General features: G+C 69.1%; 24 protein-coding genes. 9 read left to right on the plus strand and 15 right to left on the minus strand.

Going from position 1 to position 26085, the window contains the following annotated elements:
• The first annotated feature begins 29 nt into the window (after positions 1-29).
• Positions 30-1661, plus strand: coding sequence for a long-chain fatty acid--CoA ligase (locus HUA78_RS06540; RefSeq protein WP_174475889.1), 1632 nt, complete (start codon positions 30-32; stop codon positions 1659-1661).
• A gap of 53 nt (positions 1662-1714) precedes the next feature.
• On the opposite strand, the gene HUA78_RS06545 is transcribed toward HUA78_RS06540, so the two are convergent.
• The 4 genes from HUA78_RS06545 to HUA78_RS06560 form a co-directional block, all read right to left on the minus strand.
• Entirely contained in the window at positions 1715-2173 is a 459-nt protein-coding gene (locus tag HUA78_RS06545; protein ID WP_174461063.1) for a hypothetical protein, read from the minus strand.
• Positions 2170-2472, minus strand: coding sequence for a hypothetical protein (locus HUA78_RS06550; protein WP_174461062.1), 303 nt, complete (start codon positions 2470-2472; stop codon positions 2170-2172). Before HUA78_RS06550 ends, HUA78_RS06545 begins: the two co-directional genes overlap by 4 nt.
• Before the next feature lie 260 nt (positions 2473-2732).
• The gene (locus HUA78_RS06555) at positions 2733-4760 is read right to left on the minus strand and encodes a hypothetical protein (protein WP_174475890.1); all 2028 of its coding nucleotides are present in this window, start codon (positions 4758-4760) and stop codon (positions 2733-2735) included.
• Positions 4761-5032: 272 nt separating this feature from the next.
• On the minus strand, positions 5033-5386 hold the full coding sequence (locus HUA78_RS06560; protein WP_174461060.1) for a hypothetical protein: 354 nt from the start codon (positions 5384-5386) through the stop codon (positions 5033-5035).
• Positions 5387-5697: 311 nt separating this feature from the next.
• Here HUA78_RS06560 and HUA78_RS06565 point away from each other — a divergent pair, with 311 nt between their 5' ends.
• Both HUA78_RS06565 and HUA78_RS06570 read left to right on the plus strand, forming a co-directional pair.
• Positions 5698-6234 (plus strand): FHA domain-containing protein, encoded by a 537-nt coding sequence (locus HUA78_RS06565; protein ID WP_174457910.1) that lies wholly within the window; start codon positions 5698-5700, stop codon positions 6232-6234.
• A gap of 183 nt (positions 6235-6417) precedes the next feature.
• The gene (locus tag HUA78_RS06570) at positions 6418-7629 is read left to right on the plus strand and encodes a metallophosphoesterase (RefSeq protein ID WP_174461059.1); all 1212 of its coding nucleotides are present in this window, start codon (positions 6418-6420) and stop codon (positions 7627-7629) included.
• A gap of 8 nt (positions 7630-7637) precedes the next feature.
• On the opposite strand, the gene HUA78_RS06575 is transcribed toward HUA78_RS06570, so the two are convergent.
• The 3 genes from HUA78_RS06575 to HUA78_RS06585 are packed head-to-tail and all read right to left on the minus strand — an operon-like array spanning position 7638 to position 10284.
• Positions 7638-8264, minus strand: a complete 627-nt coding sequence (locus tag HUA78_RS06575; RefSeq protein WP_174476183.1) for a class II aldolase/adducin family protein — start codon at positions 8262-8264, stop codon at positions 7638-7640.
• A 32-nt stretch (positions 8265-8296) separates the two neighbouring features.
• Positions 8297-9403 carry an S-methyl-5-thioribose-1-phosphate isomerase gene (gene mtnA / locus HUA78_RS06580; protein ID WP_174475891.1) on the minus strand — a complete coding sequence of 369 codons (1107 nt, stop codon included), beginning with the start codon at positions 9401-9403 and terminating at the stop codon, positions 8297-8299.
• Positions 9400-10284 carry an S-methyl-5'-thioadenosine phosphorylase gene (locus HUA78_RS06585; RefSeq protein WP_174475892.1) on the minus strand — a complete coding sequence of 295 codons (885 nt, stop codon included), beginning with the start codon at positions 10282-10284 and terminating at the stop codon, positions 9400-9402. The genes mtnA and HUA78_RS06585 overlap by 4 nt, the downstream gene beginning before the upstream one ends.
• A 112-nt stretch (positions 10285-10396) precedes the next feature.
• Here HUA78_RS06585 and HUA78_RS06590 point away from each other — a divergent pair, with 112 nt between their 5' ends.
• From HUA78_RS06590 to HUA78_RS06605, 4 genes are all read left to right on the plus strand, one after another.
• Positions 10397-10768: a helix-turn-helix transcriptional regulator gene (locus HUA78_RS06590; RefSeq protein ID WP_141642978.1), complete on the plus strand. Its 372-nt coding sequence runs from the start codon at positions 10397-10399 to the stop codon at positions 10766-10768.
• Positions 10765-11247, plus strand: a complete 483-nt coding sequence (locus HUA78_RS06595) for an SRPBCC family protein (RefSeq protein ID WP_174465117.1) — start codon at positions 10765-10767, stop codon at positions 11245-11247. Before HUA78_RS06590 ends, HUA78_RS06595 begins: the two co-directional genes overlap by 4 nt.
• The gene (locus tag HUA78_RS06600) at positions 11240-11773 is read left to right on the plus strand and encodes an SRPBCC family protein (RefSeq protein ID WP_174475893.1); all 534 of its coding nucleotides are present in this window, start codon (positions 11240-11242) and stop codon (positions 11771-11773) included. The genes HUA78_RS06595 and HUA78_RS06600 overlap by 8 nt, the downstream gene beginning before the upstream one ends.
• Before the next feature lie 178 nt (positions 11774-11951).
• Positions 11952-12392: a CBS domain-containing protein gene (locus tag HUA78_RS06605; protein WP_217439553.1), complete on the plus strand. Its 441-nt coding sequence runs from the start codon at positions 11952-11954 to the stop codon at positions 12390-12392.
• 46 nt (positions 12393-12438) lie between these two features.
• Here HUA78_RS06605 and HUA78_RS06610 read toward each other — a convergent pair whose 3' ends face one another.
• The 5 genes from HUA78_RS06610 to HUA78_RS06630 form a co-directional block, all read right to left on the minus strand.
• Complete coding sequence (locus tag HUA78_RS06610; protein ID WP_174475894.1) at positions 12439-13248, minus strand: alpha/beta hydrolase; 810 nt, start codon at positions 13246-13248, stop codon at positions 12439-12441.
• Positions 13249-13281: 33 nt separating this feature from the next.
• Positions 13282-14511, minus strand: coding sequence for a DUF1501 domain-containing protein (locus HUA78_RS06615; RefSeq protein ID WP_174475895.1), 1230 nt, complete (start codon positions 14509-14511; stop codon positions 13282-13284).
• Between the two features lie 180 nt (positions 14512-14691).
• A complete protein-coding gene (locus HUA78_RS06620; RefSeq protein ID WP_141642973.1) occupies positions 14692-15351 on the minus strand; it encodes a site-2 protease family protein in 660 nt (219 codons plus the stop codon).
• Positions 15352-15478: 127 nt separating this feature from the next.
• A complete protein-coding gene (locus HUA78_RS47670; RefSeq protein ID WP_174475896.1) occupies positions 15479-17149 on the minus strand; it encodes an RCC1 domain-containing protein in 1671 nt (556 codons plus the stop codon).
• Positions 17150-17363: 214 nt separating this feature from the next.
• Entirely contained in the window at positions 17364-18995 is a 1632-nt protein-coding gene (locus tag HUA78_RS06630) for a DUF1800 domain-containing protein (protein ID WP_174475897.1), read from the minus strand.
• Between the two features lie 244 nt (positions 18996-19239).
• On the opposite strand from HUA78_RS06630, the gene HUA78_RS06635 reads away from it, so the two are divergent.
• Together HUA78_RS06635 and HUA78_RS06640 are read left to right on the plus strand one after the other, a co-directional pair.
• On the plus strand, positions 19240-21102 hold the full coding sequence (locus HUA78_RS06635) for a protein-arginine deiminase family protein (protein WP_174475898.1): 1863 nt from the start codon (positions 19240-19242) through the stop codon (positions 21100-21102).
• The gene (locus HUA78_RS06640; RefSeq protein ID WP_174475899.1) at positions 21099-22016 is read left to right on the plus strand and encodes a hypothetical protein; all 918 of its coding nucleotides are present in this window, start codon (positions 21099-21101) and stop codon (positions 22014-22016) included. Before HUA78_RS06635 ends, HUA78_RS06640 begins: the two co-directional genes overlap by 4 nt.
• 3 nt (positions 22017-22019) lie before the next feature.
• On the opposite strand, the gene HUA78_RS06645 is transcribed toward HUA78_RS06640, so the two are convergent.
• From HUA78_RS06645 to HUA78_RS06655, 3 genes are read right to left on the minus strand one after another with little or no spacing between them, the layout of a single operon-like run.
• A complete protein-coding gene (locus HUA78_RS06645; RefSeq protein WP_141642968.1) occupies positions 22020-22724 on the minus strand; it encodes a response regulator transcription factor in 705 nt (234 codons plus the stop codon).
• The gene (locus HUA78_RS06650) at positions 22721-24544 is read right to left on the minus strand and encodes a HAMP domain-containing sensor histidine kinase (protein ID WP_174457899.1); all 1824 of its coding nucleotides are present in this window, start codon (positions 24542-24544) and stop codon (positions 22721-22723) included. The genes HUA78_RS06645 and HUA78_RS06650 overlap by 4 nt, the downstream gene beginning before the upstream one ends.
• 8 nt (positions 24545-24552) lie before the next feature.
• Positions 24553-25971: a von Willebrand factor type A domain-containing protein gene (locus HUA78_RS06655; RefSeq protein ID WP_174475900.1), complete on the minus strand. Its 1419-nt coding sequence runs from the start codon at positions 25969-25971 to the stop codon at positions 24553-24555.
• Positions 25972-26085: the final 114 nt, after the last annotated feature.

Genomic DNA, 26085 nt, shown 5'->3' on the forward strand with positions numbered 1-26085 from the left:
CTACCCCTCGCAGTGAAGGGACGGTGCCGATGCTTCCAGGACGCATGATGGACTTCCCGCTCACCCTGACGCATTTCCTGGAGCGCGCGCGGACGTACTTCCCGCGCTCGGAAATCGTCAGCCGCAATCCGGACAAGACGACGCACCGCTATACCTATGCGGACTTCCACCGGCGCACGTGTCAGTTGATGAACGCGCTGACGCGGCTGGGGGTGAAGGCGGGCGACCGGGTGGCGACGCTGAGCTGGAACCACTACCGGCACCTGGAGGCGTACTTCGGCATTCCGGCGATGGGCGCGGTGGTACACACGCTGAATCTGCGCCTGCACCCGAACGACCTGGCCTACATCGCGCGCCACGCGGAGGACTCGGTGGTGCTGGTGGACCGCTCGCTGTTGCCGCTGTTCGAGAAGTTCGCGGCGCAGGTGCCCAGCATCCGCCACGTCATCGTCATTCCGGACGCGGGGCCCGCGCCAGAGGGGATGCTGGACTACGAGCAGTTGCTGGCGAAGGAGTCGGTGGACTTCGACTTCCCGACGCTGGAGGAGAACAGCGCGGCGATGCTCTGCTACACGTCGGGGACGACGGGCAACCCGAAGGGCGTGCTGTTCAGCCACCGCTCCATCGTGTTGCACACGCTGGTGTGTTGCATGAAGGATCTGACAGGCATTGGCGAGGCGGACTCGGTGCTGCCGGTGGTGCCCATGTTCCACGCGGCGGCGTGGGGACTGCCTTTCGACGCGATCATCACCGGCGCGCGCATGGTGATGCCGGGGCCGCACCTGGACCCGCCGTCGCTGTTGGAGTTGATGGCGACGGAGAAGGTGACAGTGGCGGGGGGGGTGCCCACCATCTGGCTGGGGATTCTCGCGCTGTTGGACCAGGACCCGAAGAAGTGGGACCTGAGCGCGATGCGGACCATGTTGATTGGGGGCTCGGCGGCGCCTCCGGCGATGATTGACGGCTTCCGGCAGCGGCACGGGCTGGAGGTGACGCACGCCTGGGGCATGACGGAGATGAACCCGGTGGGCACCATGGCGAAGGTGAAGCAGGAGCTTCGCCACGCGGACGCGAAGACGCAGCTGGCGGCGCAGGGCTCGCAGGGCTTCGCGCTGCCGTTCGTGGAGACGCGGGTGATGAGCGAGGAGGGCAAGCCGTTGCCGTGGGATGGCTCGACGATGGGCGAGCTGGAGGTGCGCGGGCCGTGGGTGGCGGGCTCGTACTACGGCGGCGAGGGCCAGGACCGCTTCACGTCCGACGGCTGGTTCAAGACGGGTGACGTCGTCACGCTGGACGCGGATGGGTATGTCCGCATCTGCGACCGGAGCAAGGACGTCATCAAGTCGGGCGGCGAGTGGATTTCATCGGTGGCGCTGGAGAACGCGCTGATGAGCCACCCGGCGGTGCTGGAGGCGGCGGTGTTCGCCGCGAGGCACACCCGCTGGGACGAGCGCCCGCTGGCGGCGGTGGTGCTCAAGCCAGGACAGACGGCGACGAAGGAGGAGCTGGCCGAGCACCTGGCGAAGCAGTTCGCCAAGTTCTGGCTGCCGGACGACTACCTCTTCATCGCCCAGATTCCCCGCACGTCCACCGGCAAGTTCCTCAAGACGAAGCTGCGCGAGGACTACGGCGACCACCTGCTCAAGAGCGCCACAGGGTGAGTTGAACGGCATCCGGACCCGCCGTCCTCGCGACGAGGCGGTGGGTCCAGGGCTCAGCCGTGCTGGTCGATGAGCTGAATCTTCCGGCTCCGGCACACATCCTCGAAATCACCTCGGTTGAAGGTGATGAGAGCGTGCAGCCGGTTCTTCGGGTTGAGCAGCATCAGGCGCACCACCCGGTCCACCAGACTCAAGGCGCGGTAGCTGCCTCCCTGTTTCTTCAGCTCCTCGAAGCACTCGCCCAGCGCCTGCTCCCGCATCTTGCGGTCGAACAACATCGACAACCGGTTTCGCTGTCGCAAGCGCTTCAAGTCCCGCTCCAGCAGCCCCAGCGAGTCACTGCGTCGGGCCATCCGGGTCGACACCGTTTCATAGAGGATGGGCCAGGGGACGACGAGCTCATGCGTGGCCGAGTCGAAGAGCTTCTCGAAGAGGGCCTCCGCGACACCGTGCAGACCGTCCCGCGAGTCGTACAGCGCGATGAGGAAACAGGCATCGACGCAGACCTTCATGCGTCGTCCTGCTCCTCTCCCGCCACCTCGGAGTAGCCGACCCAGGAGGCTGGACGCCTGCTGCCGAACAGCCACTTCCCGCTCCACTTCCCATCCTTGTCGGGCCCAATCAGATAGGCGCGGCCCTTCTTCCCGATGATGGGCTTGAGGGCGCGCTTGAGTTGCGTGGGCGTCAGCGCCGTCGTGAAGGTCGCCATGCCATCACCGCACTCACGTGCCTCCAGCTTCGCCAGCCACCTGTAGAGGTCGTCGTAGTTCCCCCGGAGCCCCAGATCGAACGAGAGCCAGTACCGTGTCATGCATCCTCCCTGACGAGGCCGTGCGCCGCCCCGACGGACGGGAGCCCGTACAGGCGCGAGGTCCGAGCCCTGTTTCTCACCCTCCAGGTCGCGGCGTCTACTCCCTACCGGAGTTCGTGGAATCGGAGGAGGACGGGACGAGGAAGTCGCTTCGATAGAGGGACGCATGCAGTCTCACAGGTTGGACGGTCCGCGCCCATCGCATGAGCGCGGACCGTGATTCCTGCAAGCACCACGCCCTGGCCGGACAGAGCCTGACGTCAGTTGGCGCCGAGACAGACGCCGCCGCAGGTGGTCTCCACCTTGCCGTCCGGCCGCAGGAAGAGGTCCACCTGCTCGCGGCCCTTCACGTTGCGCCGCACGCCCTCATGCACCGGATTGTCCTGCGCCGGCAGGTCCGCCACCGTGCCCGGCAGCGGCGCCGGCAGCCCGAAGTCGAACTGCACCAGCGCAGCGCTGTCGATGGCACCTTCGAACACCGGCAGCTCCGGCACCCGCCACGTCGCCGGCAACTGCTGCGTCAGCCCCATCGCCCGCGCGTGAAGCTCCGTGGCCACGTTGGGCACCTGCGCATCCCCCAGCCCGTACTGCACCAACACCCGACGCGACGCCGGTCCACCGGTGTACAGCGTCGTCACCACGTGCGGCGCATAGGTAATCGGGTCGATGCGGTCGAAGCTCGTCTGAGTCAGCGCCGCGAACTTCTGCTGGTCCAACGCGTCCGGCACCGCCGCCGCAATCGCCTGGAGGAACATCGCGAACGGCTTCGCCCGGAACATCATCAGCGAGAAGTCCGCCCCACCCACGCTGAACACCGCGCGCGAGATGTGCGGCGACAGCGCCACGTACGTCCCACCCAGGATGTGCCCCTGGCTGATGCCGTAGAAGTACGTCTGGTCCGGGTCATACACGAGCACCCCGTTGTCCTTGAGCTCCGCCAGGTCCTTCAACGTGGTCCGCGCCGCGTAGGTGACGGCCATCTGGTTCACCATGCCCTGGTGCACCCGGTCCGTGAAACGCAGCGTCTGCGCGGGCTGCTGCGACATGGCGCCAATCACCCCCGGCGCGTCCGCCTGCGACATGCCCCACCAGTCCACCGTCATCACCACCATCTTCGTCGCCTGCACGAAGGGCCGGACGAACGAGCCGTCCGACTCGCCCTGGCTGCCGAAGAAGCCGTGCCCGAACTGGAGGAAGCGCACCGGCGCCACCGACTGGCCCCAGACACTCCGCGGAATCTGGAGCGTGAAGGGCACCTCCGCCTCGCCATTGCGCTTCACCCGGCCCTGCGCGTCACGCGCCAGCAGCGCCCCCGCCTGCGCCGTCTCCGTGAAGAGCGGCACCCGCAGCGTCCCCTTGATGCGGCGGAAGATGTTCGCGTCCACCTCGTCCTTCACCTCCGTCACCGTCACGACAGGCGGCGTGGCCTCCAGCGCCTCCATCGCGAGCCGCCGCACGTCCATCATGTCCCGGGTGACGTTCTCCTCCGTCTCCGTGGTGAAGTCCCACGCGAGCTGCAACTCCGAGCGCGCCACACCCACTGCTTCCAGCGCCGGGAAGATGTCCGCCTCGTACCGCGCGGCCAGGGGCGCCAGCAGCGGGTCTCCCGCCGTCTGCCCATCCCGGATGCGACGGAAGCCCTCCGGCACGGGCACGGCCGTCCCGTCCTTCGCCTTCAGCCCGCGCAACGCGACGATGTAGCGCGCGCCACCGCGCAGCCGCACCGCCGGCCGCACCAGCAGTGCCCGGTGCGCATCATCCGGCGCGCGCGGGTCCAGCTCCGCGAAGTGCAGCACCCCCGTGCCCGCTTCCGCGTCCAGCACCACCGTGGCACCCGTGGTCGCCGCCGTGGGCTGCGTCACCGGCGGCAGGTTCGTCGCGTCCACGCCTCCCGGGAACAGCGCGAGCATCTGCGTCCCATGCGAATAGCCATCCGCCGGATGCAGGTCCGTGAAGTCGAAGGGCGTCCCGTCCTTCATCTTCAGCTTCGCCGCCGTGGTCAGCTTCACGCGGTGACCCGACGGCAGCGCCGCGTCCTCCTGCAGGAAGTAGTTCGACGGGTACGGCAACAGACAGTCGTGCTCCGACGCCAGCGGGTTGCAGCCCTCAGGCACCTCCAACGCCGGCAGCTGCGTCCCAGAGTCCCCCGCGTCGGGCGTGCCGCCACCGTCGGGCTGCTCCTGCCCGGCGTCCGGCGGCGCGTCATCCTCCGAATCCGAACACGCGGTCATCGCCAGCAACGACAACGCCAGCACCCACGCGCCGCGCTTCTTCATTCGCTCCCACATGGTCCGAGGACTCCTCGTGCGAACACAGATGTTTGTGTCACGAGGATGTAACCGGAGACGTCACCCGAGCAAAGCCTTGTCTCACGACGCACCGCACCACGCACAACCCTGGCATGCCCCGCGTGCGTGGGCCCCGCGCTCGGCTGTCCAATGTCGCACACCCACGCCTCCCTGGAACCATGTCAGGCCCCACGGAAAGTGAGAGGAATCAGGCAAGCAGCGGAACAGCGTCAGCCCGATTTACGGACTGACGCTGTCTATCCACGGATGTTTCAGATTCCGCAGATATCTTCAGCCAGCGAGATGCACGCCGCGATGAACTGCGCGGTGGTGCAGCCGCCGTTCTGGGTGCAGACGATGTCGCCGGTGCCCGGCTCGCTACACCACTGGAGCGTCACCCAGCACGCCGCCTGGGTGAGGGTGCGCTCTCCCTCGATGGACTGCGCGCTCAGGTTGTTCTCTCCCGAGGCATCCCGCACCGTCACGGGCGTGCCATCGGCGCGCGTCGCCTCATAACGTGGGCCCAGCTCTCCGGAGACGGCCTCGGGCGAAGACGTCTCGGGACCACAGCCCGTGAGCATTCCAACGGCGAGCCCCGCGACCACCATGAATGACAGCGCTTTCATATGGGTTCTCCTGGTGATGGAGCTCACCGACCTGAGCCCCACTGCCCATATGCAATGTTTGTATTTACTCCTCTATCGTTGATTGCCACTATCTGAAATGTTTTCAGCCCATTCCCGAGTCTGGGATTACAGCCCGCCGCAATCACTGCGTATGGATTGGGTGCGAGAACGCCCGTCGTGAAAGCTTCCGCTCATCCTGGTCGCGCGGGCTCCGGCGCCCTCGCACAGGAGCGTTGTCTGGTGGACGGGAGCCTGGAGCGCGCGGACGGCGCGAGCGTCCACCGCGTCCTCCAGGTTAAGTTGCGGCCACCATGCCGTCCGTGAAGCAACTTCGCCCGTTCGCCCTGGCAACCCTGGAAGCCTTCCTCGACGCTTCCGGGCCCGTGGTCCTTGTCCAACAGCCGCCCGAGCCTGTCTTCCAGCAGGTGGCGATGCGGCTGGGTGAGGCGCGCACCGTGGGCATGGCCCATCGCAGCCGACTGGTGGACCGCCTCTTCGTCATGCTCCGGGGCTTCGACGCGCTGGAGGTCCACTTCCTGCGTCCCGCCATGGATGGCCACGAACTCACCGTGGGGAGGATGGAGGGCTGCACGCTGCTCGTCCCGGACCCATCCGTCTCCAAGCACCACGCCACGCTGAAGTGGCACGAGTCACGGGGCGACTGCTCGGTGAAGGACGTGGGCTCGATGAACGGAACGTGGGTCAACGCCTCGTCGCTCACCGCGGAGCAGGAGGTCCTGCTCACGGACGGCGACGCGCTGGGTTTCGGCGACGCCCAGTTCCTCTACCTGCGCACGGAGACGCTGCACGCGCACCTGCGCATGGCCAGCCCCGGCACCCACCGCTGATTCGCTCCTCGCGGGAATGCCACACCCGGCCTGCGCGTAGGGAGGGCGGCCCGGCGCGCCCCTGCTCCCGGCCGAGCCCGGCTCGCGCGAGGCCCCGTCCTCTCCTACATTGAGCCACTTCGTGCGGCGAGGCAGGCGGGTCGCCGCTATGACTCCCGCTCTTCAGCGCGTGGGAGTGTGTGGATGGTCAGGCCGTTGCTTCTCCTCTTGGTCTATGTGGGCGCATGGGCCGTGCTGCGCGCGCTCTGGCCCGACCTGTTGCGTGGGTGGCGGCGGTGGGTGCTGCTGGGCGGCTCGGTGATGTCCCTGGCCGTGTGGCTGTTCCCCCTGCTGGCGGGCCCCCACGTGGAGCTGCCCGCCGCGCTGCGCATCCTCGCCGTCGGGTGGTCCATCTCCGCCATCATCGTCGTGCTCGCCGGGACGCCCATCGCCCTGCTGCGCAAGTGGGTGGACAGGAAGAGCCCGGGGCTTGTGCCCTCCGCCCCGCTCGCTTCCGACGCGATTGCCCCCATCACTCCACCCCCCGCCCTGGGTGGGATGAGCCGGCGCAGCCTGCTGACGAACGCGGGGCGCGCGGTGCCGTTGCTCGCGGCGGGGACGAGCACGGTGGGCCTGGCGGGCGGCGCCACGGGCTTCACGCTGAAGTCGGTGGAGGTGCGCCTGCCCGGCCTGCCCGCCGCGCTGGACGGGTTTCGCATCGGGCAAATCACCGACGTCCACGTCGGCACCTTCATCGACACCCACTACCTGCGCGAGACGGTGGCCGCGATGAACGAGGCCCAGGTCGACCTCCAGGTGATGACGGGTGACCTCATCGACGACCTGGACCAGCTCGACGGCACCATGGCCGCGCTGGAGTCCTGCCGCGCCCGCCACGGCATGCTGGCGGTGCTCGGCAATCACGAGCACTGGCGTGGCCTGGACGAGGTCCTCGGCGCCTACGCCCAATCCCAGGAGCGCGGCGGCCCGGTGCGGCTGCTGGTGGACTCCTCCCACGTCATCGAGCACGGCGGCCAGCGCGTGCGCATCGTCGGCGTGGACTACCCCATGTCCGGCCGCAGCCACCGCGTGAAGGCCGAGCGCATGCGCCAGTCCGCGGAGAAGGCCTTCCAGGACACCGCCTCGGACGAAGTCGTCCTCTGCCTGTCCCACCATCCCGACTTCTTCAACCACGCCGCCGAGCGCGGCGCCCGGCTCACGCTCGCCGGCCACACCCACGGCGGCCAGGTGGCGTTCTTCGGCGTGCCCGCCTTCTGGTTCGCCTTCCAGTACATGCTCGGCCGCTATCGGCGCGGGGACCACCAGCTCTACGTGTCCGGCGGCACCGGCCACTGGCTGCCCTTCCGTCTGGGTGTCCCGCCCGAGGTGACGGTGCTCACGCTGCGCGCGGCGTAGGCGCGCCTTCAGCGACCTCCGGGCGGCGACTGCTGCCCGTACGTCTTGAACTTCTCCAGCACGCGCGCCATCTCCTCATCGTCGAGGAGCACGGGCTCGCCCACCTGGAGCGCCCGCCAGTACATGGCCGCGAGCGTCTCCACCTCCACCGCCAGCTTGAAGGCCTGGGCCAGGCCCGCGCCCAGCGCGAGCATGCCGTGGTTCGCCATCAGGCACGCCTTGCGTCCCTCCAGCGCCTCCAGCACGCGCCGCGCCAGCTCCTCGGTGCCGAACGTCGCATAGGCCGCGCACCGTACGTCCACACCGCCCGCCGCGGACACCATGTAATGGAAGGCGGGAATGCCCCGGCGCAGACAGGCCAGTGTGGTGCAGAACATGGAGTGCGCATGCAGCACCGCGCCCACCTCCGGGCGCGCCACCAGGAGGTCCCGATGGAGCTGCCACTCCGACGACGGAAGACGTCGCCCCTCATGGCTCCCGTCCAGGCGCATGAGGACGATGTCCTCCGGCGCCAGCGCGTCGTAGTCCATGCCGGTGGGCGTCAGCAGGAAACCCTCCGCCACGCGCAGGCTCAGGTTGCCGGACGTCCCCTGGTTGAGTCCGGCCGCGTTCATCTTCCGGCAGGTGGCGATCATCGCCTCGCGCGAGGCGCGGTCATCCCGGCTGTTCACGAAGCCCTCCCCGCCCGCTCCGGGAAGAGCGAGCGCAGGCCCTCCTCGGTGGCGGGGCACACGCCTCGCTCGGTGATGAGCGCCGTCACCAGCCGCGCCGGCGTCACGTCGAAGGCGTAGTTGGCGGAAGCACTGCCCTCCGGCGTCACCCGCACCGTGGCCACCTCGCCCGAGGCCAGCCGCCCGGTGACATCGCTCAGCTCGGTGCCGTCGCGCTGCTCAATCGGAATCTCCCGCACCCCGTCCCGCAGGCTCCAGTCGATGGTGGGCGAAGGCAGCGCCACGTAGAAGGGCACGCCGTTGTCCTTCGCCGCGAGCGCCTTCAGGTAGGTGCCAATCTTGTTCGCCACGTCCCCGTGCGCCGTGGTGCGGTCCGTGCCCACCAGACACAGGTCCACCTGTCCGTGCTGCATCAGGTGGCCTCCCACGTTGTCGGCGATGACGGTGTGCGGGACACCATGCTGTCCCAGCTCCCAGGCCGTCAGCCCCGCGCCCTGGTTTCGCGGACGCGTCTCGTCCACCCAGACATGCACGGGCAGGCCCGCGTCATGCGCCAGATAGATGGGTGACAGCGCCGTGCCCCAGTCCACCGTCGCCAGCCACCCCGCGTTGCAGTGGGTGAGCACCTCCAGCCGCCCCTGGCGTCCCTTTCGCTCCCAAGCGGCCTCCAGCAGCTTCAGCCCGTGCCCACCCATGGCGCGGTTGATGGCCACGTCCTCGTCACACAGCTCGGCCGCGCGCTGCTTCGCGGCGGACTGACGTTCCGAGACGGGCAGCGGCTCCAGCAGCCGGCGCATCTCTTCCAGCGCCCAGTGCAGATTGACGGCGGTCGGACGCGTCGCGCCCAGGACCTCGAGGGCCAGCGCCAGCGCCGCATCCGAAGCGTCCTCGCGCAGCGCGAGCCAGACGCCATACGCGGCGGTGGCGCCGATGAGCGGAGCGCCTCGCACCCGCATCGCACGGATGGCATGCGCGGCCTCCTCCAGCGTGCCCAGCCGCGCGGTGACGAAGGCATGGGGAAGGCGTGTCTGGTCGATGATGCCCACCGCCTGTCCGTCGGGCTCCAGCCAGATGGAGCGTGTGGGCCTGCCCTGGACCTTCATCGGTTCAGCACCCGGCCGGCCACGGCGGACAGCTTCTGTACCAGCGCGGAATCTCGAGCCTCGGGCGCGGTGATGAGCGCGTGGTCCAGGGCGCGCTGACAGCCCTGGCGACAAGGTCCCTCGTGCCCACCGAGCAGCGGTGTCACCTGCTTCACCAGACCGCGCGCCTTGCCCGCGTTGCCCAGGAGCACGGAGACCACCTGGTCCACGGTGACGGCGTCATGGTCCGGATGCCAGCAGTCGAAGTCCGTCACCATGGCCACCGTCGCGTAACAGAGCTCCGCCTCCCGGGCGAGCTTCGCCTCCGGCATGTTCGTCATGCCGATGACGTCACAGCCCCACGTCCGGTACAGGCGGCTCTCCGCGAGCGAGGAGAACTGCGGCCCCTCCATCGCCAGATAGGTGCCGCCCCGTCGCGCGGCCACGCCCAGGTTCTCGCAGGCGGCCATCACCGCGTCTCCCAGCCGCGAGCACACCGGCTTCGCCATGGACACGTGCGCGACGAGCCCCGTGCCGAAGAAGCTCTTCTCCCGCGCGAAGGTCCGGTCGATGAACTGGTCCACCACCACGAAGACGCCCGGCGGCAGGTCCTCGCGCAAGCTTCCCACCGCCGACAGCGAGAGCAGGTCCGTCACCCCGCTGCGCTTGAGCGCGTCCACGTTCGCCCGGAAGTTGATGTCGCTCGGGGCGATTCGGTGGCCCCGGCCATGGCGCGGAAGGAACACGACGCGCTGCCCCTCGAGCGTGCCGAAACACAGCTCGTCGGAGGGCTCGCCAAAGGCAGAGGACACCTTCTTCCAGGCGACGTCCTTCAAGCCGTCAATCTGGTACAGGCCGCTGCCACCGATGATGCCGATGACGGGCGGGGAGGCATCGGACATGAGGTCTTCTCCCGGAAACGAAAGGCGCGGGCGAGCGTACCAGCCTCCCCGGCCCACGGCGGCACGGGCTTCGTCGGTTGACAGTCCCACGCACGGACTTATATTCAACCTCATGGTTGAACAACGTCTCGCCCAGCTCGACAACACCTTCCACGCGCTGTCGGACCCGACGCGCCGGGCGATGCTGCGCAACCTGTCCGTACATGAGCGCAGCGTCGGAGAGCTGGCGGCTCCCTTCCGGATGTCCCTGGCCGCGGCGTCCAAACACATCAAGGTGCTGGAGCGCGCGGGGCTGGTGCGCCGCGAGGTGAAGGGCCGCACGCACGTCTGCCGACTGGACGCGAAGCCGCTCTCGGAGGTGAAGGACTGGCTCCAGTACTACGAGCGTTTCTGGAGCGAGCGCCTCGACGTCCTGGAGGCCCTCCTCCGAGAGGACGCGCCCACGCCCCCTTCCTCCCCCCGCAAGAAAGGACGCTCCCGGTGAGTCCCCACGCCCCCATCCAGGTCCAGCTCGTGCGCCACTTCGACGTACCCGTCGAGCGCGTCTTCGACGCCTGGGTCGACGCGAAGCTGCTGGGCCAGTGGATGTTCGGCCCGCGCGTGCGTGACGAGCAGGTCGTCCACCTCCACCTTGATGCCCGCGTGGGCGGCACGTTCTCCTTCCTCGTGCGCCGCCGGAACATGGACATCGACCACATCGGTACGTACCTGGAGGTCGACCGCCCCCACCGCCTCGTCTTCACCTGGGCCATCCGGGAGGATGACCTGGCGGAGGAGGACATCAGCCGGGTGAGCCTGGAGTTTCGTCCCCAGGGCACCGGCTGCGAGCTGACGCTGACCCACGTCATGTCGTCCAAGTGGGCTGAGTACGCCGACCGGACCCAGGCGGGCTGGGCCGCCATGCTCACCGCCCTGACGCGCGCGCTCGCCACACCCGATGCGCTGGAGCCCCACCGTGGCTGAGTACGGAATCGTCACGGAGCCCCAGACGGTGCGCATCGAGCGCGTGCTGCCCGGGCCCATCGAGCGCGTGTGGGCATTCCTCACCGACTCGGAGAAGCGCGGCAAGTGGCTGGCCGCCGGAGAGCTGGAGCCGCGCGTGGGAGGCCGCGTCGAGCTGCACTTCCTCCACTCCACGCTCTCCCATGAGCCCCTGCCGAAGCGCTACGAGGTCATGCGCGACGGCCATCGGCACCTCGGCCACGTCACTCGCTACGAGCCACCCCACGCGCTGAGCTACACCTGGGCCGAGCAGACGGGCGCACCCTCCGAGGTGTCGTTCGAACTGAGCGAGCGCGGCACCGAGGTGCTGCTCGTCCTGACGCACCGACGGCTCACCACGCGCGCGGACCGGGTCAGCGTCGCCAGCGGTTGGGACACCCACCTGGGCATCCTCGACGACCAGCTCTCCGGCCATGCGCCCCGAGGCTTCTGGTCCACGCACGCCCGCCTGGAAGCAGACTACGAGCAGCGGCTTCGGCGCGACTGAGGGACAAGGAGTCCGGGGCCCTTCATCGGCTCGGACCCTTGCCCCACCGCTGTCCGGTCCTCGAACCGCGCCCCCGCATCCCGGGCCGACCGAACGGCGAACACCCGGGTCTCACGCTGTCGCCTTCCAGGGAGAGGCCCACCTTGAAGCGGAGAGACACTCGCCCCGGGAGGCCCCCATGAACGTCGAAGAAGTCATGTCCGAGAACCCCGTCACCTGCCTGCCCGACACCGGCATCGAGCAGGCCGCGCGGTGGATGGTGGAATGTGACTGCGGAGCCCTGCCGGTCATCGACGTGGACAACAAGCCCATCGGCGTCATCACCGACCGCGACATCACCTGTCGCATCATCGCGAAGGGGAAGGACCCCTACATGCTCAACGTGAGCGATGCGATGAGCATGCCCGCGGCGACGGTGTATCGAGACACCAGCCTGGAGGACTGCCTGGAGTTGATGGAGCAGAACCAGGTCCGCCGCATGGTGGTGCTCGACGACGACGGCACCGTCTGCGGCATGGTGGCGCAGGCGGATCTGGTGAAGCAGCTCAAGGCGGAAGAGACCGCGGAGCTGATGCGCGAAGTGTCCGTCGACACCGAGTCCCCTTCACAGGTCCACTGACGAAACACCTCGGGGCGCGGTGGACTCACGCGCCTCGGGGCGTTGCTCAGGTTCCGCCCAGGGCGAACACGGCCATGCGCCGCACGAGGTCGGGGCCTGACTTCTCCAACACGTCGTTGTGGCCCGCCCCGGGCACCGTCTCCACGGTGGCGCTGGGAAAGCGCGCGCCCAGCCTGCGCCCCATCTCCACCGGGATGAGCGTGTCCTGCTCTCCGTGGATGATGAGCACCGGCAAGGTGATGTCCGGCGCCTTCGACGCGGAGTCATAGCGGTCCCTCACCAGCAGGGACGCGGGGAGGAAGGGAAAGAGCTGCGCCGCCATCTCCGTGAGGGACGTGTAGGGCGACACCAGCATGATGCGCGAGCCGTGTCCCCGGCGCGCCATCTCCACGGCCACGCCCGTGCCGAGGCTGCGGCCACTGAGCACGGTGTGCTCCGGCGTCACGCCCCGCGCTCGCAGCATCGCCAGCGCCGCCTCCGCCGCCGCGTAGATGCCCTGCTCCGTGGGCTGTCCGGGCGACGCGCCATATCCCGGGTACTCGACGGCCAGGAAGCCCAGCCCGTTCTGGTTCAGCACCGTGCCCAGGTCGAGCTGACCCAACAACTGCTCTCCATTGCCATGGAAGTGCACCACCGTCGGGGCACCAGGCGGCGCGGGGAGATGGAGCACGTCCACGAACGTGTCTCCTGGCAGTGGCAGGTGCCGGAAGCCGAGCTCGGCCGGCAGCGGGATGGGGGCCTTGGGCGCCGGGTATATCAACGGGCGCTGGAGCACGAAGGCCGCCAGGCACAGGGCGAGGTAGGCAACCGCGAAGATGGAGACGAGGATGACGAGCACGCGACGAGGCCGGACCATGGGCCCCTCCAGTCTGCACGAACTCGAGCCGCGCTACGCGAAGAGTCCCAGCGGCGCGCCGGGCGTGAAGCCAGGGAACACCCGGGTCAGGTCCACGCCAGGGCGGCAGGCGCGCAGCACCTCGGCCAGCGGCGCGCGCACGTCCGTCCACGCGGGCACGTCCCGCCCGTCCTGGAGCCGGTCCGGGGTGAGCGACTCGAAGCGCCCGTGGACCTGGCCACCCTTCACGCCGCCGCCGAGCACCAGCATCGCGCTGCCCACGCCATGGTCCGTCCCCCGGCTGCCGTTCTCCCGCACCGTGCGGCCGAACTCCGTCAGCACGACTACTGTCACCCGCTCCAGCAGCGGCCCCACGTCCCGCGCGAAGGCGGACAGCGCGCCCGCCAGCTCCGCGCACCGGTTGGCGAAGGTGCCCGTGGCCGCGCCCTGCGCCGCGTGCGTGTCCCAGCCGCCCATCTCCGTCGCGGCGACCTCCAGGCCCACGTCGCTTCGGATGAGCCGCGCGATGTCCCCCAGTCGCTGTCCCAGCGGGCCGCGCGGATACTCCACGCCCGACGTCGGCGGCAGTCGTGACAGGTGCTCGGCGTCCAGTTGGGAGAGCGCGTCGAAGGCGCCCTGGCCCGTGGTGCGCAACGCTTCGTCCACCGCGCCCGCGTAGAGCGCCGCGAAGCCGCGCGTCGCCTCGGCGCCTCGCTTGCCCACGCGGAGGCGGAACTCCTCCAGCCGTCCCATCGCCAGCGCGCCCGCGTCACCGAACAACGCGCGGGGCAACGCGGCTTGCAGGGCCACGGCTCGCAGCGGCGCGGCGGACTCCTCGACACCGAGGGCGCGGTTGAGCCACCCATCGGGCGTCGACTTGCGGCCCGGCGTCCCCGACTCGACGAAGTCCTGCGCGTCGAAGTGCGAGCGCACCGGCGTGGGCAGTCCCACTCCGTGCAGCACCGCCAGGTGGCCCTCGTTCCACAAGGGCAACAAGGGCTCCAGCCGGGGATGCAATCCGAAGGGGCCCGACAGCGCCAGCGCGGCGCCCTCCCCGGTCCTGCGCAGCGCCAGCGTGGGACGCGCGCGGTGATAGGCCGCGTCATCCACGGGAGGCACCAGGGAGAGGCCATCCACGCCGCCTCGCAGGAACACCGTCACCAGGGTGCGCCGTGAGGACGGGGCGGCCAGCGCGCGGCCCGACAGCGCTGGAGCGAAAGCCAGCCCCACGCCCGAGAGCCCCAGGGCGCGCAGCAGGAGGCGTCGAGACAGCAGCGGACTCATGGGCTTGCGCGGCTCCGGCGAGTGAAAGGCGGCCCTGTCCATTCCGCGGGGCCGTTCAAGCGACACAACACCGGACCCGGGCGGAGGTTACGAGCGTCCGTGCCGAATCCCCGGCCACAAGTCAGGGTCCCCACTTCCCTTCCTCCAGACCCACCCGGAGGACCCAGCGCGACCGGGTCTTCAGAGAATCGCCCGGACGAAGAGCGACGCCACCCACGCGGCCCACACCAGCGAGACAGCGAGCAACACGGCGGCGACCGGGCGCACCCACGTCGGGGACTTGTCGCGCCAGGGCAGGAGCATCAAGTAGCCCCCCGCCAGCGAGGGAATGGGGAGCAGGTTGAGGGCCGCCATCCGGGCGCTCATGATGCCCCACGCGCGCACCAGTTCGCCCTCTCGCAGCAACCCGACGAAGCGCTCCACGCGGCCCGGCAGCGCGGCGACGTTGAACACGGCGGGGAAGCCCTCGGTGAACTGATGGAAGCCCTCCGCGGGGCCCAGGCACGCCATGGCGACGCCAATCTGCACGTACCAGGGGACGGCCAGGGCCAGGGCGTGCAGCGGCGGAGGCAGCTTGAGCAGCCGACTCTTGAGCGGCGGCTCGGGAGAAGCGTCGTCTTGCTCCGGCACGAACGACGCGGAGCTGCCCAGGGTGATGGGATGCAGGCTCCAGCCAATACCGGCCATGCGCCACGCCACCAACTGGGGCCCATAACCAATCCGCACCGCGAGCGGTCGAGCCCCGAAGGCACTCGCCACCACCGCCTGCGCCAGCGCCCACATCACGTTGACCGCGAGGAACAGCACCCACAGCCAGAAGAAGAGGGCGACTCTGTCCATGGCTGGAAGTCTATCCTCTTTCACGAGGAACTCGCGCCCTGGGTCGGTCCAGACGAGCGCCATGCATCGAGGTCCCAGCCACCTCGGGTAGGTGGCTGGGCGGGAGGCACGCTGATTCACGCATCCATCAACGCAAGGACGAGAGAATCGGGGTGAGGTGTTGGTTGCCCTCCGTTCCGTTGCCGGCCTGTCCGTGCGTGTTGGCGCCCCAGGTGAAGACAGCACCCTCGGCACGCATGGCCAGGGAATGGTCGAAGCCCGCCTTCACCGCCACCCCTCGCTCGAATCCGGACACCTGCACCGGTGAGAGCCGCGTGACGACCGTGCCATCCCCCAACTGCCCCTTGTCGTTCAACCCCCAAGCCCAGACCGTGCCATCCGCCTTGAGCGCGAGCGAATGACGCGACCCCGCTGACATGGCGACGATGTCGACGAGGCCTGGAATCATGGTGGGTGTATTCCGGTAGACCGTCGTGCCATCACCGAGTTCACCGTTGCTGTTACTCCCCCAGGCCCAGAGCGTGCCATCCGACTTGAGTGCGAACGCGTGAGCATTCCCGGCTGAAATGGAGATGACACCGCTCAGTCCCGGCTTCTGCACGGGGAGGTTGCTCTGCGGCGTCGTGCCATCGATTCCCCAGGTCCAGACGGTGCCATCGGACCTCAAGGCCATGCTGAACCTGCTTCCCGCCGACACCGAGATGAGCCCCGTGGGGGCCGTTGCCTGGACAGGGACACTGGTGGAGTCCTCCGTTCCAGTCCCAAGCTTCCCATAGTAACCCGCCCCCCAAGCCCAGATGGTTCCATCCCAGCGCAGCGCAAGGGAATGAAAGGGACCTGCCGAAACCATTCGGACATTGGTGAGGTTCTGCACCTGCGTGGGAGTGTAGTGGGCAGAGGATTCGGTTCCGATGCCCAGCTGGCCAAAGAAGTTGTTGCCCCATCCCCAGACCGTGCCGTCGGAACGCAGCCCTATTACGCTCAGGTTCGAGGTCGACACCGTCTTCATGCAACTCAACACCGACACTCGCAGCGGATTCTGCGCGGAGTGGTCCGGAGGGAAGTCGTTCCCCAGGCTGCCATGTCCGCTGTAGCCCGCGCCCCAGATACTGGCGTCGGCTCGCACCGCCAGCGAAGTATCATCCCCCGCGGCCAGCAATGACTGGGGAGAGAAGACATCTGACTGGGTCTGGGGAAATACTGCGCCCAGGCCTCCACAGTCGGTCATGAGCCGGTACGTGGATGAGAACCCGGCGTATTGCTCGAAGTCGACATCACTGACCTGGAAGGTGTGCGAGACCTCGTATCGATTGACGACCAGACCCGTGAGGGTATCCGTGTAGCTGTCGAGAAAAGTGACGCTCAGCGGAGCCGTCGTGTACGCACTGTTCGTCCCGCATCCCGGGGCCTGGGTGAGCCGGGTCCGCGCATAGGAGCCACTCGCACTCGGCAGCAGCACGATGTCGGCCGGGGCAGGCTGCAACCATGATACGCGGACGCTGCGAACGCCGTTGCTCCCCGTGACGGTGTAGCCACGGTAGGACGGCCTGGAGGTATCGGCGTAGTCGAACTCACAGCCCGGGTAGTCCACCTGCGCCCTCACGGTGCGACCGGTGGGGGCATTGGCGCTCAGGTGGTGTTCGACGCCTCGTGCATCCACATAACCACTGGCCACCGGAAGGTCTCGCGGATGTCGCTCCAGCAGGACCTCGGTGGAGGCTGCCTCCCCGAGGCTCGCGACCTCTTCGTCGCCCTCTCCGACCTGACAACCCATCAGCCCCACCACGATGGAAATCACCGCGACACGCAAGGTAGCGCGTGAATCCAGGCACCCCGCATGCGACTCGATGGATGTACTTCCGGCGCACCGTCTCGGATGAAACGTCTTCACAAGGAAGCTCCTGACTCGATTTGGACCGGGCAATCCATGTGACACCCAGGCCCATGCCGAAAAATTACGGCAATACAGGCAAATCTAGCAAGTCAGTGCCAGTTGCCTGACGAGCGCAACGCTATTGCCGTTGAAACTCGGGTGAGCCAAGCAGCAACCCCGCGATGAGCTGCACGTCGACGGGGCCTGGTTCTCCTTCAGCGCTGGCGGCCTCGGTGCGACGAGACAGCGCCGCGAGCACCGTGGCCCGTGTCTCCGCCGAGGGCGCTGTCCCCAACAGCGTGTGCCCCAATGTGTCCACCCAGGCCTCCGCCGTGGGTGTCGCTGGCGTGGCGAGTGACGAAAGTGTCACACGCGCTCCGGGAAGCCGCCCCGACACCAGGTCCAGACTGAAGTTGAGCCGAGCCACCAGCGCGCCACTGTTCACCCACGGCGCCGCCCCTTCCGGAAAGCCCGTGGGCGCGGGCGCGCGGTAGAGCGGCTCACCCATCCTCGCCAGCGCCTGCACCAGCCGGGGACGCACCTCCACTTGCGCCCTCGTCGCACGCAGCGCGGACACCACGAACTCGAACGGCGTCTTCACCTTCGCCCCTCGTGCCTCGGGAGCCCAGAACTCCGGCGAGTCGATGAGCGCGCGATACACCGTGGGCAGGTCCCCGTCCGAGTCGAGGAACACCTTCGCCAACCGGTCCACCAACGCGGGCGGCGGCGTGTCCGAGACGAAGCGCCGCGCCAGCTTCGTCGCCAGGTGCCGCGCGGTCGCCGGGTGACGCGCGAGCAGGTCCAGCACCTTCTCTCCATCCGCCTCGCCACCGCGCGCGGGGATGACCTGTCCGAGGACCTGCTTGGCCTCCGTGTCATGCGCCCGCCGCCGGAAGATGAACTCCGGCGCGCGGCGAGGATGCCGGATGCTCCACCCCGTGAAGCTGCGCGCCACCTCTCGCACGTCCTGCTGTGAATAGCCCCCGTCCACGCCCAGCGTGTGGAGCTCCAGCAGCTCGCGCGCATAGTTCTCGTTGAGACCCGGCCTCGGCCCGGACACCGCAGGCTCGTCATCGCCGTCGCCGTCCTCCTCCATCATCATCGGAGCCACGCCGCGCCTCGCCAGTCGCTCCCCGAGCTTCGGCAGGCCGTCGCGAGTGCTCGTCCAGTTGTCCAGATAGACGAGCATCGCCGGGTGGCGCGCCGTCGCCCCCAGCAAGTCCCTGAAGCGCCCGAGGACATGCGGGCGGATGGCGTCACGCTCGTACGACGTCACCATCCACCGCACCGCGCCTTTGTTCGCGGACACGTTGAAGTGGTTGAACCAGAAGTCCACCAGCACCTCCTCCAGTGGATTCGGTCCCTCCACCGCCCGGAGCACCTTGGCGGCGGACAGCTCCAGGCCAATGCGCGCGGTCGGCAACAACTCCCGGCCATCCAGCAGCGCCTGCTCCCGCTCCCTCTTGCCGGGGTAGTCACTGACGAGCTGGGTCATCGACATCGTCAGGGTGGGCAGCTCCCGGAGCTTCGCCTCCAGCACCGGTGACATCGGCGCGTCCCGCCGCGCGAGTCGCGCCTCCACCCAGCCCCGCACGCCCAACGCGCGGACCTCGGCCAGGTCACGCTCCGACGGACCGAAGGCCCACCGCTGGAGCAGGTGCACCTCCGCGCCCGGCCCCAAGTCGAGCGGCGCCTCACCACGGACGGGGTGCGGGCTGCTCGCACATGAGAGCAGAACGGCCACCAGGAAGCAGAGGAACACAAGGCGCATGGCTGGAGATTGAACCCGCGGAGGCGCCCGAAGTTACAGCGCGTTCAGCCTCGCTCGCCTGCCCTCCCCCGGGGTCGCCTCGACGGAAGCGGACGCGATGTCAACCATCACTTGCCTCGCGAAGGTCGCCCCGGGACGCACCCGATGTTGCTTGAACCCGAGGCCAAGATGCTTTTCGTATGCATACCAACGATGGGTGGGTGCCCCCCGGCACCGGACCGGTCATCCATCGACCCGGACCTTCATGAGCCTACCTCCCGAACAGCGCGTCACCTCCTGCGTGCCCCTGGGCGTGCTGCTCTCGCTGGTGCTGTTCAGCGGGTGCTCCGCCTTCGACTCGGGCAACGACACGAGCCAGAACTCGGACCGGCTCACCGCGCCCTTCGAGCCGAATGTGAATCTGCTCGCGGATGTGAACCGCGATGGCGTGGTGGACGCGGAGGACGAGGCGGGCGAGGACGCGTGGACCGCCGACCGGGGCGCCATCTTCCTGGCCAACATCGACGATGACCAGGAGCTCTGCGCCTTCAGCATGTCCTCCTCCATCCTGAGTGATGACGCGCTGGCGGCCTGCAACGACGCGCGGGACTCGGAGGTGAATGGGGACGAGGACCTGTTGGACCTGGCACGGCTGCGCGTCGAGCGCTGGGCGGACGCGCCGGGCTACGCGGTGGGGAGCATCTCCGTGACGGGGCCCGCGAGCGACAAGGTGCGCCTGTTCAAGCAAATCGATGGGGAGTTCGTCTCGTTCCGCATCGCCAACGTCCTGCCCCTGTCAGCGAAGAACCTGCGCGAGGGCGTGAACATCGCCATCGAGGCCAACGACATCGCGAGGGACCCGGCGGAGTGGGACGGGTACGCGGACGTGGTGCTGTCCATCTACCACGTGGACCGGCCGCAGGAGCGGTTCCAGGACACGGTGCGCCTGCGCGTCGCGCCGGTGGTGATGTTCCATCACCTGACGCCGGTGCGGAACGTCTACGTGTCGCGGTTGGATATCGAGGACTCGTCGCGCTTCCGTGGCGATTTGGGCAGGGCCCTCGCCGAGTCCGGGGAGCCGACGGCCTTCTCCGAGTTCGCGGTGGAGGACCTGTGGGCGCAGGACTACTTCGAGCCCGCATACATGTCGATGCCCCGGCTCGAGGGTGGCGGCGCCCAGCACGTCATCCAGGTCAACTACCGTTCGGCCAACGTGAACTGGGGCGCGACCAAGGCCCCGCTCCGAGAGGCGGGCCGCATCGTCTACTGGCTCCGGGGCAGGAATCAGGCGGCGGTGCAGCAATACCAGACGGGCATGTCCTCCGAATCCCAGACGCTCAACTCCCTGGGCAACACGGAGGTCATCCCGCCCTACGAGAAGGACGGCGTGAAGTATCCCCTGGGGCGGCTCTTGCGCGGCCGGGGTCCCGACTCGGAGCCCGACTTCCAGCCGGACCCCAGCTTCACGAAGATGCTGGAGGCCCAGGCCGTGCAGCCGCCGGTGTACCTGGACACGTCCTGGCTCGCCGTGGCCCACGTGGACGAGACGCTCAGCTTCCTTCCCGCCGACACGCCTCGCGGCTGGATTGCGCTGGTGGCGGACCCGGCCCAGGCGCGGCGCATGTTGCAGAACGCCCAGGCCCAGGGACATGGCGAAGCGAAGCTCTTCACAGGCATGCGCTGGCCGTATGACCGGCCCGCGGAAGCGACGGTGTCGGAGCTGTTGAACCATGCCGGGGTGATGGACGCCAACGCGCGGGCGGCGCTCGAAATCGACGAGCAGTTGCTCATCCTGCGTGAAGCGACGGGCCTCACCGACGACGAGATTGTCCGCGTGCCCTTTCTCTTCCAGAACGCACCGAACGGCGCGACGGCGCTGCAACCCGGGACGGTGAATCTCCTGTCGGTGTCCCGCTCGCTCGTCATCGCGCCGGACCCGCACGGGCTCGTCATCGACGGGAAGGACATCTTCAAGGTGCAGCTCGAAGAGGCGCTGGCTCCTCACGGCATCCGGGTGCACTGGACGGACACCTGGGACCTCTACCACCTGGGAGGTGGCGAGGTTCATTGCGCGACGAACAGCGCGCGCGAAGTGCCTTCAACGAAGTGGTGGGAGAGCGGCCGATGAGTCACGCACTGTCCGCCGGCCTGGGCGCCGCGCTGTTGATGCTGTTGTTCACCTCGTCCTCCAGCGCCCAGACGCCCCCTGTGGATGGACTGGGCGAGCTGCGAGAAGAAGTCGCCCGCGCGCGGCAGCAGACGCCCGAGGCCTTCACGCGCCTGGAAGCGGTCATCCCCCAGGTAGAGGTGCTGGACTCACGCAAGCGGGGCACCCTCGCCGCCGCCGCGCCGCTGTTCCGACAGTTGGGCGCGCAGGCGCTGTGGCCCATGGTGGAGCGGCTGGTCTTCGACGCGGGCCTGGCGACTCAACCCGCGCGCGACTCGGCGAAGCTGGCCCTCCAAGTGGGCATGGTGGAGGCCACCGGGGACCTGCGGGACGCGCGACTCCTGCCGCTGTGGAAGACCCTGCTGGAAGGCGCGGAGACGCGGCGGCCCGCGCGCCGCGCGGCGGCGGTGGCCCTGGCGAAGCTGGAGTCCCTTGAGGCGGCGGCGCTGCTCATCACGCTGTCCCCCCAGGAGGGCTTCCGCGGAGAGACGGTGCGCGAGGCCATGGGCCAGTGTCGCAGGCTGGTGGTCGCCCAGGCGCTGGCGGATGCCCTCGCGCGCACCCCGGCGCCCTCGGAGGCCCGGCGGCTCGCCGTGGCGCTGGGCGACATCGGCTCCTTCTGGGCGTGGAAGACGTCCCAGCCGAAGGCCGCTCCCGAGGAAGGTGACGTGCGCCGCGTGGCCGCCGAGGCCCTGGTCAACGCCTGGCTGAACTACACCGGAGACGTCCAGCAGGCCCTCACCCAGGCCCTCATGCGCGTGGATGCGCCGGAGACGGGAGCCCTCATCCAGTCGATGCGGGCTCGCACGCGGGAGTCCAACCACCCCGCGCTGGAAGGCCTGTCGCGGCGGATGGCGAACAACCCGCTGCGCTGAGCGTCAGGGCGCCTCGATTTCCATGCGGTAGCCCACGCCGCGCACCGTCTGGATGGCGAAGCGCGAGGCGCTGTTCCACCCCAGCTTCTTCTTCAGGCTGGAGACGAAGTTGTCCACGGTGTGCGGGTCCACGACGATGTCACGGCCCCACACCGCGTCGAGGATGTCATCGCGGCGCAGCACGCGCTCACGCTCGCGCACCAGGAAGGCCAGCAGGTCGAACTCCGTGCGCGTCAGCTCCACGTTCGCGCCCTCGGGCGTCTCCAGCTTGCGGCGGTCCAGGTCCATCCGATAGCCGCCGAAGCGCACCTGCTTCGCCGGAGCACCGCCACCCGCGCGGCGCACCAGCGCGCCCACCCGGGCCAGCAGCTCGCGCAGGCGGTAGGGCTTGCCCAGGTAGTCCTGCGCGCCCGCCTCGAAGCCGCGCACGACGTCATCCTCCAGCGTGCGAGCGGTGAGCATCAGCACCGGCGAGGTGACACCTTCCTCGCGCAGCGACCGGCACAGCGTGTAGCCGTCGCCATCCGGCAACATGACGTCCAGGAGGATGAGCTGGAAGGCACCGCGGGCCAGGTGCTCGCGGGCCTCGCGCACGGAGGCCGCCTCTTCCACGGCGTAGCCTCCCTGATGCTCCAGGCTGTCGCGCAGCGCGAGCCGCAGGTTCGGGTCATCCTCCACGAGCAGGATGGTGGGCTGGGTGGGGTTCATAGCGTCGCGTTGGGGGGAAAGGAGAGTTCGAAGGTGGTGCCCTCGGAACTGGAGGCCACCACGCGAAGGGTACCGGAGTGCAAGCGCATGATGCGGCGACACAGCGCGAGCCCCAGGCCACTGCCGGGGACTTCGCGCCCCTGCCCGGGCAGGCGGACGAACTCGCCGAAGACGCGCTCCCAGTCTCCCGGAGCAATGCCCACGCCGTTGTCGGAGAAGCGCACGCGTCCACCCGGCAGCGCCTCCACGCGCAGGCGCACGGGGACGCGGGTGTTGTAGGCGCAGGCGTTGCGCGCGAGGTTGGAGAGCAACAGGCGCAGGAGCTGGGCGTCGGCGCGCAGCTCCAACTCGCCCACCTCCGCCTCCAGCTCCACGGGGATTTTCGACCAGGCTTCCAGGTCCCTGCGCAGCAGCGACACCAGCTCGTCCAGGCGCACCGGCTCCAGCCTCGGCACCCAGCGGCCCTTGTCGATGCGGTTGAAGGACAGGAGGTTCTCCACCAGGAAGCCCAGCCCATCCGCCTCGCGAACGATGCGCGCCGGATAGTCCCGGGCGTCCGTGCCTTCGGCGAGCCGCCACTCGAGGGTCTCCGCGAGCAGGCGGATGGAGGCCAGCGGCGTGCGCAGCTCGTGCGACACCGTGGCCACGAAGTCGCTCTTCAGCTCCAGGAAGCGGTACTTGCGGTGCTGCGCGAGGAAGGCCAGCGCGGCGATGCCCAAGGCCAGCCCCGCGCACAGCACCACCATGCCCGTCTTCAAGCGGTAGCGGCTCTCCAGCGCGGCCTGGGCCCGGGCCCACTCGGGCGTGGCCACCGACAACGGCAGCGCGTCCAGCGACAGCACCGCCGCGTCCCCGAGCAGCCGCACCTTGCCCTCGGTGTCCAGCAATCCGCGCTCGCGCATCTCGCGCGTGAGCGACTCCAGCAGCTCGGACGCATCCACCGCCACGCCTCGCACCTGGTTGCCACCGCGCGGCTCCAGGTACCAGCCGGCGCGCACCAGGGCCGGGCCCGGGAGGGACGCCGGCAGGGGCAGCGGACGGGCCGTCAGCTCGCGAGCGCGCGACTCGAAGTCGTCCACCGGCGCGCCCACCTTCGTGGAGAGCGCGGCCACCCGCTCCAGCAGGAACTGGAAGTCCACCGGAGTGAAGCGCGAGCGGCGGGACAACAGCAGCCGCTGGAGGCCATCCAGCCGGCCACCCTTGCCGTCCGCCAGGCCGTCCCGCACCAGCGCCTGCATGAGCTGCGGCACCGGGTCGCCGCGCTCCGCCAGCGACTCCAGCACCACCAGCAGGCCCGGCACGTCCCGCGTGGAGGCGAGCACGTATTGCGAGCGGTGCTGCAAGAGCGCCATCAGCGCCACCGTGGAGGCGCGACGGTCTCCCCGCGCGAGCGCCAGCTCCACCGCCCGCGTCCTCACGAGCCGCTCCGCCCACGGGTCTTCCGGGTCCTCCGACACCTCCGTGCCGGCGCGCAGCCGCGCATACCGCTCGCGGGCCGGCGAGACGTCACCGGTGTCATGAAGCGCGAGGCGGGGCAGCACCTGGGTGCCGCGCTCGCGCAGATAGAGGCCGGTGTCGGGAGCCAGCGGGTCCGCCACCGCGGCCTCGAGGGCGGGCTTCGCGGCCTCCAGTTTGTCGTGCAGGGACTGCGTCAGCGACGCGCGCGCATACTGCTCCAGCGCCTCGCGCCGCGAGTCGAGCGAGAGCCGGGCGTCCTCCCGCTCGTTGGCGAAGATGCGATGGAGGTAGCCCAGTCCCCAGCCGAGCCCGACGAGGCCCAGCAGCAGCGCGACGAGCATGGGCAGCAGCCTGCGGAGCATGCTCGCGGCTACCTTCCGGGGCCCGGGCCCGTGTCGGGGTCCATGGTGGAGAGGGAGCCCGGGGGGCCGAAGCGGTCCTTGCGCTGGTCCAACGCGCCCGCCTTCTTGATGAGCGCGCCCAACTCCACCACGTCCGGACGGCTCACCAGCGGCTCCCCGATGTCCTGCCAGAGCGCGTGCAGCCGCGGCCAGTCGAGCGTGCGCGTCCAGTAAGAGCCGCGCAGCTTCTCCGCTAAGGCGGCGGCCACGTACACCAGCCGCGTGGAGGCGGCGACGCGCGCGGAGGACGAGCGCAGGACGCTGGAGGGCAGCAGCTTCTGCACGCGGCGCCACATGGTGTTCTCGCCCTCTTCATAGAGGACGCGCAGGGTGCCGAAGGCGATGGCGGGCCCTATCAGCTTCACCTCGTAGATGGCGGTGACGGACGTGCCCACCGCCAGCGGCACGGGCTCTGGCTCCGCGTCATCGTCGAACGGCTCCGGCGTGGCGGACTGGTTCTCGTACCCCACCAGTCGGTAGCGGGCCACGGCCTTCCGGTCGAACTCCAGTTGCACGCCCACGTCGGTGAAGGACTCGCGTGCGCGCACGCTCACTCGCACCACGTGGTAGCCCTTGCGACTTGGCGACGGGAAGCCTTCCACGTGGATGACGAACGGGCCCACCACGTCGCCGTCCTCGCCCACTTCGAAGCTGTTGACGAAGTCCTCCACCCGCACGGCCTCCTCCGCCGGCAGGGAGTCGCGCTCCAGATAGCCTCGCGTCAGCGCGTACGAAGCCGTGCTCACCTGGAACGTATACGTGGAGATGCGCTCCTCCTCCGTGTCGATGGTCGGATTGACGCCGTGGCCCCGCGTGTCTGAATCGCGCAGCGGCTTGCTGCCAGGAGCGAAGAGGCTCTGGTTCGTACCGTCGGGCCCGAGCACCGAGAGCTGGGGCAGCGCCCACGGTGGAGCCCGGTCGCGAATGTCCCCGGCCCGGGGGACGACCATCCACGCGACACCATCTGACTCCAGTCGCAGCGGGGGAGCGAACGGAGCCAGCGGAGCGAAAGCGTGGGACGCCGTGCCATTCGTCGCGGCGACGGGCGGGGACGACGTCACGGGCGCAAGCTCCACCTGCACGGTGAGCGTCTGGCCCGACTCCACCTTCACGTCCGCGCGCGTGACGGCCTGGAAGGACTCCTTCTCGAAGCGCAGCGCGTAGAGACCCGCCGGGAGCTGGGCGAGCTGGTAGTGGCCCTTCGCGTCCGTCAGCACGGTGCGCGGCGCCGGGAGCATGGGGGACGTCGCTGAGACCTTCACCCCCACGAGGGGCTGCTGGCTCCGCGCCTGGAGGACCGAGCCCGCCACCGTGCCCACCTGTGCCCACGCCGACGTGGCGAGACACAGGAGGACACCGCACAGGGAGCGCAAGAGAGCGGTCTTCATCGTGGGACCAACGCGGACACCGGGCGGAGCCTTCCCTTCGGATTCAGCCCAGCGTGCCGCAGGTGGAGCCCGGCTGCATCACGGTTCCATCATGGAGCCGGGGCCTTGGACTCT

The sequence above is a fragment of the Myxococcus sp. CA033 genome, assembly GCF_013336625.1.
Classification (GTDB): domain Bacteria; phylum Myxococcota; class Myxococcia; order Myxococcales; family Myxococcaceae; genus Myxococcus; species Myxococcus llanfairpwllgwyngyllgogerychwyrndrobwllllantysiliogogogochensis.